Below are 850 nucleotides of genomic sequence, written 5' to 3'. Positions count from 1 at the left end.
TGAGCTGCCCCTAGGTTTGTAGACGCTTTGCCCCCTAACTTTGAGGCGAGGAGGCCGACATGGGGACAAGCAATTACAGCGACGAGTTCAAGCGCGATGCGGTGCATCAGATCACAGTGCGAGGCTATCCGGTTCGCGAGGTATCGCGGCGTTGGGGTGTCAGCACGCATTCTCTTTACAAATGGATGAAGCTGTTTGGGGGTCCGGAGCCTAAGCCTGGCGTGGACCATGAAGCCGAGAACCGGCGGCTGAAGCGCGAGCTGGCAAGGGTGACCGAGGAGCGCGACATTCTAAAAAAGGGCGAGCCTTGTGCGCCATTGGTTCAAGCGCAATGGCGAGCGCGTACTTCGCGCGAGGGTCCCAATGAAGTACGCCTTTATCCGGGCGCATCGCGGGGAGTTCGGTGTCCGGGCCATGTGCCGGGTGCTGCGGGTCCATTTCTCTGGCTTCTCTTCTATGCATGGCTCAAGGAACCGCTAAGCCATCGTGCGCAGGAAGGTGCGCGTCAGACCGAGCTGATCCGGCAGGCCTGGGCGGAGAGTGGCAAGGTCTATGGCTATCGCAAGCTGACGGACGATCTGCGCGACCAGAGCGAGCAGGTCTCGGAGAACCGCGTCGCGCGCCTGGCCTCGCTGGCCGGGATCGCGGCTCAGGTCGGCTATCGGCGGCGTCCCGGCCGGTATGATGGTAAGCCCGCCATTGTGGCTGAGAACAGGCTGGAGCAGCGGTTCGATACGTCCGCGCGGGATCAGGTCTGGGGGTGACCGACATCACATCGAGCTGTTCTACAACCCAAAGCGCAAGCGCACGAAAAACGGCATGCTGTCGCCCGTTGACTTCGAGATCAGAC

Annotated in this window: 1 pseudogene; it reads left to right on the top strand. The window is 61.6% G+C overall.

The features are described 5' to 3' along the window. Positions 1-59: 59 nt before the first annotated feature. Positions 60-775: pseudogene (locus H7848_RS19675) on the top strand (IS3 family transposase); the annotation flags it as partial. Between the last annotated feature and the right edge of the window lie 75 nt (positions 776-850).

Origin of the sequence: Pseudaestuariivita rosea (assembly GCF_017592335.1) — a bacterium.
GTDB lineage: Bacteria > Pseudomonadota > Alphaproteobacteria > Rhodobacterales > Rhodobacteraceae > Parasulfitobacter > Parasulfitobacter rosea.
This window is presented reverse-complemented; position numbering and strand designations above follow the sequence as displayed.